Here is a 7221-nt window from a genome sequence, read left to right as displayed (position 1 = left end):
GCCCCCCTCAGCGGCGGCTGCCGCGACGCCGCATCCCGCCGCCGGTCGGCCGCCCCGCCGGCCCCGCTCCCCGGTGGGCGCCGTCAGGCGAGGGCCGCGGCGACCACGCGCTCCTCCACCGCGCGCAGCAGCGGTTCCACCCCGGAGGCGGGCACGGAGCGGGTGTCGACCAGCAGGGTGGCGCAGGTCCGGCCCGCGACCTGGCCCAGGCCGAAGAAGAACCGGCAGTCCTGCCGGGCCCAGCGCGAGCGCCAGCGGAAGCCGCCCGGTTCGGCCGCGGCCAGTTCCGCCGAGTCGGGGGCGGCGGCGCCGTGCTCGGTCTCCCGGTGGTCGTTGAAGAGGGCGTTGAGGTCGAGTGCCGCGCCCCGCCGCTTCTCCTCGGCCGTGACGGCGTCCGCGAGCGCCCCCGGGTCGTAGTGGCCGTGCCGGGACGTCTGGAGCTGGGCCCGCCACGCCTTGCGGGCCAGCTCGTCGAACTCGCCCGAGCCGCCCAGGACCACCAGCCCGTTCTGTGCGAAGGCGCCGACCGCCGTGCGCTGCTCCTCGGCCACCCGGTTGCCCAGGATGACCTTGAGCGGCACCGCCGCGAACCCCGTGCGCTCGGCCAGCTCCTGGCCGAGCGCCGCCAGGACGACCGCGCTCGGCGAGGTGCCGGTCCTGACCGCGGCCAGCCTGCTGGCCAGGTCCATCCGCGCGCAGCCGAGTTCGCCCTCCCACCAGCGCACCTCCTCGCCCGGCCCGGCGTCCTCGGGCCACAGCGAGGCCGGGATGCCGGTGAGCTGACGCGACCACAGGGCGACCGCCGCTGCGCTGCGCGCGGTCGCCTGCGGCCCGGCCTCGTACGCGGCCTGTTCGCGCGGCTGCCGTCCCGGCACGGGCGGCGGCAGCACCCCGGGGCGGCGGCGCCGCTGGGCGAGCAGCCGGCGCAGGTCGTCCAGCACCACCTGGGCGCCGGTCCCGTCGGCGGCGATGTGCGCCACCGTCACGACCGCCCCGGCCACCCGGCCTTCCGTCAGGACCGCGGTCACCCGTACCGGCAGCCCGTCGCCGAGCAGGTCGAAGCGCACCGCCTTGTCGGCCGCGGCCTCCCGCTCCAGCACCGGCGCGAGCTGCTCGGCGGCGTCCGTCTCGACCAGGCGCACCGTCAGCGTCCCGGCGCCGCCCAGCCGCTGGCGCAGTCCGCCGCCGTTCTCCAGCCGGTAGACGGTGCGCAGCGACTCGTGCCGCGTGAGCAGGGCGCGTATCACCTCGGCGAAGTCGGCCGGAGGGACCGGATGGCGCAGGGGGAGGGTGAGCGCGATGTTGAAGTAGTGGTCGTCCGGCGCGTACCAGGAGATCGGCTCCCAGATCGTCCGCTGCCCCCAGGTGGCGGCCCAGCTCCCTTCCGCCAGCCCCTCGAACCGGACCTCCAGCCCCGCGCTGCCGTCCATCGGCGCCCCTCCGCTCCCCGCAATTGGTACAGACCAAGGGGATCCTAGGGCTGCCCGGGGCGCGGGGCGAGGGATTCGCCGAGATCCGCGCGGCCCCGCCCGGCCGGGGTGTGGTCCGGCCCGCGCCCGCCGCTCCCGGTCCGCCGCGCGCCACGCCTCCGGAATGAATTCCCGCCGGAAATACTCGCCCTTTCCGGGACGCCGGACGCCCGCCGTGAACCATGGGCCGGAAGTGGCCCGGTGTGCGCTCGCGTACGCACCCCCGGGAGTGTCTCCCGCCGTGTTTAATGTGCGTTGCGCGCGCCTCTCCCGCAGCGGGTGAAGGGCCGTTCAGCTGCGCGGGGAAGGCCGGTTGGGCCGGATTGACGCGCTTTTGGCGGGGCGTCGAATGTGATGTCCAGGACACCCGGCGGAAACAATTCCATGAAGTGAATTCATCGTGCACGAAAACGGCTTCCCGTGTCTTCCGTATACCGACCCGGGCGGCCTAGAGTCGTCCGCGGGACGCGAATGCGAAGCACCGGTCCTTTTCACCTCCCTCCCGCAGAGGACAGGAAAGCCGTCCATGACGCCAGAACGTGCCATGTCCACCCGACCCTCCCGCTCCGGCCCCGTTCCCGACGGCGCGGCCGACGCGCCCGCGGGCGTGAGCCGCCGGGCCGTGCTCGGCGGGGCCGCCGCGGTGGGCGGCGCCGCCGCCGTCTCCGCGGCCGTCGCGACACCCGCCTCGGCCGCCCCGCAGGCCACGGGCCCCACCGGGGCCGACGCGACCGCCCGGCTGCTGGCCGCCCTGCCGCCGGTCTCCGCCGTCAGAAAGCGCGCCCGGCTGGTCGACTACGAGGTGGTCGAGCTGGCGGCGCTGATGCGCGCCCGGGTCGTCACGGCCGTGCAGGTCACCAAGGCGTACCTGGACCGTATCGACCGCTTCAACGGCCCCTTCGAGACCTACGGCGACAACGGCCTGTACAACGCCTTCGTCCGTATCGACCGGGAGGGCGCGCTCGCCCAGGCGGCCGCGGCGGACGCGCGCTTCGCCCGTGCGCGGCACACCCACGAGGTCCTGCCGCCGCTGCTGGGCATCCCCTTCGGCATCAAGGACTCCGTCGCCGTCGAGGGCCTCGACGCCAAGGACGGCAGCCACGCCTTCGACGGCAACACCGCGCTGCGCGACGCGACCGTCGTGCACCGGCTGCGCGAGGCCGGCGCGGTGATCCTCGGCCACACCGTCTGCTCGGCCTTCTCCGGCTCCATCACCGGCACCTTCGCCGGCAACGCCTGGAACAAGGACTACGTGCCCGGCGGTTCGAGCCAGGGCTCGGGCGTCGCCCCGGTCGCCCGGCTCGCCGCGGCCTGCATCGGCGAGGAGACCGGCGGCTCGATCATGATGCCCTCGGCCGCGAACGGCGCGAGCGGCATCAAGCCGTCGCTCGGGACGAGTTCGGTGGCCGGCCTGATGCCGCTGTCGCCCGGCTACGACGTGCTCGGCCCCATCGCCCGCTCGGTGCGCGACGCCTCGCTCGTCCTGTCCGTCATCCTCGGCCCCGACCCGGCCAACGACCCGCTGACGCTCGCCGCGCCCGAGCCCTTCCCCGCGATGCCGCTCACCGCCCGCAAGGGCCGCCGCCCGCTGGCCGGTGTCACCGTCGGCGTCCCGCAGTCCGACTGGATGCGCACCGGCCGCGGCGTCCAGACCGGCACCGCGCCGCAGGACACCTACGACGCCGACCACCTGGCCGCGTTCCGGCGGCTGAAGCAGCAACTGGTCTCGCTGGGCGCCACGGTGAAGGACTTCCCGGGCCTGGACGTCACGGTCGCCGCCAACGACCCGTACTTCTCCAGCACCGACGTGCTCGCGACCGTCGACGGCTCCCCGGTCTCGCCCTCCTCGGCGGTGCTCAGCCCCAACCGCTACGAGATCCGCTACTGGGACGCGGTCAGGGACTTCGCCGCGACCCGCCCCGCCGACCAGGCCGCCGCGCTGCTCGCGCAGTACGGCCGCAAGGCGCCGGGCGAGAGCGCGGCGTCCTTCGAGTCGGCGACCCGCTTCGCCGGGATGATCCCGGCGTCCGTGCGCGTCGAGGGCGAGAAGCGGCGGCGCGCCCTCCAGGCCAACTACCAGGCGGCGCTGGACGCGGCGGGCGTGGACTTCATGCTCGTGCTGTCGCTGGGCGCGCAGATCGGGCTGCGCAGCGGCGGCGGCTTCCCGGTCTACCGGGCGTACTACCAGCTCCCCAACGCCCTCGCCTGGCCGATGGTCTCCTTCCCCGTCGGCTACGACAGCACCGTCGGCCTGCCGATCTCCGCGCAGTTCTGGGGCCCGCGGTTCAGCGAACCGCAGATCGTGCAGGCCGCGATCGACTACCAGGAGCACTTCCCGCAGTACCACCAGGCCGCCCCGCCCGACCCGGTCGCCGGTGCGCCGAAGGCCGCGCCGCGCACGTTGCGCCCGGCCGAACCGGTGACCCCGCCCGAGCTGTCCAACGACCCGCTGGTCGCCGAGGAGGCCCTGCGATGAGCTTTCTGACGGTCGGCTGGGAGCCCGTGATCAACGCCGGGCTGCTGCCGCAGCACCCCGGGGACGACACCGAGCCCGTCGCCACGGTGGGCTGGCTGCCCAAGCTCGGCACCGCCTTCTACCCCTACCCGGACGACGACCCCGAGGCGCCGCCGCCCGGCCGATGAGCGGATGAGCGGATGACCGCACCCGGGCCGCCCGCGCCGTACGGGCCCGGGTGCGGTCGTCCCGGGCCGGCCTCCCCGGGCGCACCGCCCCGGCGCAGTACGATCTGGCGCGGACGTGGCGCGACGGACCGGCGGCCGGTTCCGGCTGCCACCGGCGGGCGGCGGGAGGACCGGTGCGACCCAGGCGGCGCGGGCGGGCCCGAACCGCCGGGCGGGAGCAGGTCGGCGCGCTCGGCACCGAACCGGTGGGACGGCTGCTGCTGCGCACCTGCGCGCAGACGACCATGTCGGTGGGCGTGTTCGGGATCTACGCGCTGACCAACGCCTGGTTCGTCGCGCGCGGGGTCGGCCCGGACGCGCTCGCCGCGGTCAACCTGCTGGCCCCGGTCCTGCTGGCCGTCGGGGCGGTGTCCACCGCGGTCGGCGTGGGCGGCGCCTCCCTGGTCTCCCGCAGCCTCGGCGCCGCCGACCCGGCCGGGGCCGCGCGGGCCGCGGGGAACGCCTTCGTCTTCTTCTGGGCCTGCGCCGCCGCCGTCGGCGCCACCGGCCTGCTCGCGCTCGACCCGCTGCTGACCGTGCTCGGCGCCACCGCCGGGACCCGCGGCTACGCGCACGACTACGGGCAGATCCTGTTCGCCGGAACGGTCATGTCGACCGGCTTCTCCAGCCTCATGCGGGCCGAGGGGCGGATGCGCTTCTCCACCCTCCAGTGGGTGCTGCCGGTCGTCACCCAGATGTGCCTGGACCCGCTGCTGATCTACGGCTGCGGTCTCGGCGTGCGCGGCGCCGCCCTGGGCACGGTCGGCGGCCAGACGGTCTCCGCGGCGACGAGCGTGTGGTTCTTCTTCCTCCAGCGTCCCCGCCCCTACCGCGTCACCCTCGCGGACCTGCGGCCGCACGGACCCACGCTGCGCCGCCTGCTGGCCGTCGGCGCACCGTCCTTCCTCGTCGGCTTCGGCGCCACCGTGGTCGCCGCTCTGGCCAACACGCGGCTGGTCGCCCTCGGCGGACCGCTCGCGGTGGCGGCCTTCGCGCTGTGCGGCCGGGTGGGGACGTTCGCCGCCATGCCCCAGACCGGGATCGCCCAGGGACTCCAGCCGCTGGTCGGCTACAACGCGGGCCGCGGCCTGGCCGCGCGCGCCGAGCGGGCCACCGGCCTGGCGCTGCGCGCCACCGTGGGCTACGGCTGCGCGGTGTGCGTGGTCCTGCTGTGCGCGGCGGACCCGGTCGTCTCCCTCTTCACCGGCGATCCAGCGCTGCACGCGCAGGCGGTGGCCGCGCTGCGGCTGTTCGCCCTGGTCCCGCCCTGCGCCGGACTGGCCCCGCTGGTCTGCGCCCGCTTCCAGGCGCTCGGGCAGCCTCGCCCGGCCTACCTGATCTCCGTCGTCGCGGTCGTGGCGGTGCGCGTCCCCCTGCTGTTCGCCCTCGGCCGCTTCGGCACCCGGGGCGTGCTGGCCAGCTTTCCGCTGGCCGAACTGGTCACGGCCGTGCTGGCGCTGCTCGTCCTGCACCGCAGCCGGGCACCCGCCGCCGCGGGAACGGAGCCGCGTGGCGGTCAGCAGGGCGCGCAGGCCCCGGGGTGACGCGGGCCCCGCTGCGCGCGCGCCCTCCTGACCGCCGCGCGGGCGGAATCGGGGCGGCGGCGCGGGCGTTCCCCCTCCCGGAGCGAGCGGGCCCCGCGCCCGCCAGGCCCCGGCCAGGACCCCGTCCCCGAGGAGCGAGATGAGCCAGCCGAATCCCGACAAGCCCGCCGACACGACGCTCGACCTGCTGCGCACCCGGCGCACCGGCGTCCTGGTCACCCTCAAGCGCGACGGCCGGCCGCAGCTGTCGAACGTGGCCTTCACCTACGACGACGCGACGCGGCTGATCCGCATCTCGGCCACCGACGGCCGCGCCAAGACCCGCAACCTGCGCCGCGACCCGCGCGCGAGCTTCTACGTCACCACCGCCGACCTGAGGTCGTACCTGGTCGTCGAGGGCGACGCCGTGATCACGTCGGTCGCCGCGGACCCGCACGACGCGACGGTCGACGAGCTGGTCGAGGTCTACCGGGCCATCGCGGGCGAGCACCCGGACTGGGACGACTACCGCGCCGCGATGGTCGCCGACGGGCGGCTCGTGATCAGCCTGCGCGCCGACCGCGGCTACGGGCTGACGCCCGAGGGCCCGTCGAGCGGCCCGCTGGACTGACCGCCGGTGCGGCCACGGCGCCGCCCCCGCCGGTCAGTTCTTGAGCGCCTCGGCGACGGCGTCGGCGAGGGTGCCGGTCGGGCGGCCGATCAGCCGGGCCAGGTCGCCGCTGCCGCCTTCGAGCAGGCCGGTGCGGATGCCGTTCACATCGACGTCGACGAGGATCTCGGCGTAGGGGGCGGGCAGGCCCGCGCCGGTCAGCACCTCCTGGAGCTGCTGGGGCTCCAGGTCGTGGTGGTCGACCCGCTCACCGCTCTGCCGCGCCAGCTCGGCGGCGTACTCGGCCAGGGTGAAGGCGTCGTCGCCGCTCAGCTCGTACGCGGCGCCGTCGTGCCCACCGGTGGTCAGGACCACGGCGGCGGCCTCGGCGTAGTCGGCGCGCGGGGCGGCGCCTATGCGGCCCGAACCGGCGGCCCCGGCGACCCCGTGGGCCAGCTGCACGGGGATCTGCGCGGTGTAGTTCTCGGTGTACCAGCCGTTGCGCAGGAAGGTGTGGACCAGGCCGGAGTCCACGATGAGCTGCTCGGTCGCCTTGTGCTCGTCGGCGAGGACGAAGTCGGCGGCGGGGCCGCCGAGGATGCCGGTGTAGACCAGGCGCGCCACGCCCGCGGCCTTGGCGGCCTCGATCACGGCGGTGTGCTGGGCCACGCGCCTGCCGACCGCGTCGCCGGAGATCAGGAGCACGGTGTCGCCGGCGTGGAAGGCCTCCGCCAGCGTGCCGGGGCGGTCGTAGTCGGCGAGGCGGACCTCGACGCCCAGGCCGGACGCCTTCTGCGGGTCGCGCACGGCGGCGACGACCTGGTCGGCCGGGACGCGCCGCAGCAGCGCGGCGGTCACGAGGCGGCCCAGCTGTCCGGTGGCACCGGTGACGACAATGCTCATGAAAAGCTCCTTTTATCCCTTTTGATCGACTACC

General features: G+C 75.6%; 6 protein-coding genes. 4 read left to right on the top strand and 2 right to left on the bottom strand.

What is annotated here, in order from left to right; all coding sequences use genetic code 11:
• Positions 1–83: 83 nt before the first annotated feature.
• Complete coding sequence (locus ACWERV_RS04925) at positions 84–1430, bottom strand: condensation domain-containing protein (RefSeq protein WP_452928859.1); 1347 nt, start codon at positions 1428–1430, stop codon at positions 84–86.
• Between the two features lie 583 nt (positions 1431–2013).
• Between ACWERV_RS04925 and ACWERV_RS04920 the strand changes: the two genes are divergently transcribed.
• The 4 genes from ACWERV_RS04920 to ACWERV_RS04905 all read left to right on the top strand — a co-directional run bounded on the left by ACWERV_RS04920 (position 2014) and on the right by ACWERV_RS04905 (position 6305).
• Positions 2014–3945 (top strand): amidase, encoded by a 1932-nt coding sequence (locus tag ACWERV_RS04920; RefSeq protein ID WP_452928855.1) that lies wholly within the window; start codon positions 2014–2016, stop codon positions 3943–3945.
• Positions 3942–4112: a hypothetical protein gene (locus tag ACWERV_RS04915; protein WP_398189285.1), complete on the top strand. Its 171-nt coding sequence runs from the start codon at positions 3942–3944 to the stop codon at positions 4110–4112. The genes ACWERV_RS04920 and ACWERV_RS04915 overlap by 4 nt, the downstream gene beginning before the upstream one ends.
• 173 nt (positions 4113–4285) lie before the next feature.
• Positions 4286–5695: an MATE family efflux transporter gene (locus tag ACWERV_RS04910; protein ID WP_452928851.1), complete on the top strand. Its 1410-nt coding sequence runs from the start codon at positions 4286–4288 to the stop codon at positions 5693–5695.
• Between the two features lie 139 nt (positions 5696–5834).
• On the top strand, positions 5835–6305 hold the full coding sequence (locus tag ACWERV_RS04905; protein WP_452928847.1) for a PPOX class F420-dependent oxidoreductase: 471 nt from the start codon (positions 5835–5837) through the stop codon (positions 6303–6305).
• A gap of 33 nt (positions 6306–6338) precedes the next feature.
• Here the strand turns inward: ACWERV_RS04905 and ACWERV_RS04900 are convergent, their stop codons facing one another.
• On the bottom strand, positions 6339–7187 hold the full coding sequence (locus ACWERV_RS04900; RefSeq protein ID WP_452928844.1) for an SDR family oxidoreductase: 849 nt from the start codon (positions 7185–7187) through the stop codon (positions 6339–6341).
• Between the last annotated feature and the right edge of the window lie 34 nt (positions 7188–7221).

The sequence above is a fragment of the Streptomyces sp. NPDC004031 genome (assembly GCF_053604375.1).
The sequence above is the reverse complement of the archived record's forward strand: the minus strand, read 5'-3'. Positions and strand labels throughout refer to the sequence as shown.